This is a genomic window from Micromonospora sp. URMC 106 (assembly GCF_051386395.1).
GTDB lineage: Bacteria > Actinomycetota > Actinomycetes > Mycobacteriales > Micromonosporaceae > Micromonospora.
Genome location: NZ_JBPQTP010000269.1, coordinates 1 through 322, shown reverse-complemented (window position 1 = coordinate 322; position 322 = coordinate 1). Strand labels below are relative to the sequence as shown.

The window sequence follows — 322 nt, the reverse complement described above, 5'->3', positions numbered from 1 at the left end:
ACGAGGTCGTCGACTCGGTGGTGGTGCACCTGGAGGACGACGAGGGCGGCGCCGGCGAGCTGCTGCTCTTCGTGGTGCTCGCCGACGGCCTGGCGCTGGACGACGCGCTGCGCAGGAAGATCTGCCGCGAGCTGCGTACGGCCCTGTCGCCGCGGCACGTCCCGGACGAGATCCACCAGGTCCGCGCGGTCCCGCGCACCCTCTCGGCGAAGAAGCTGGAGGTGCCGGTGAAGAAGATCCTCACCGGCACGCCGGTGGACTCGGCGGCGGCGAAGGGTGCCCTGGCCAACCCGGAGTCCCTGTCGGCCTTCGCCACCCTCGC

General features: G+C 72.4%; 1 protein-coding gene. It reads left to right on the top strand.

What is annotated here, in order from left to right:
• A partial coding sequence (locus ACSNOB_RS32070; protein ID WP_436691202.1) for an AMP-binding enzyme occupies positions 1-322 on the top strand: 322 nt, incomplete at both ends.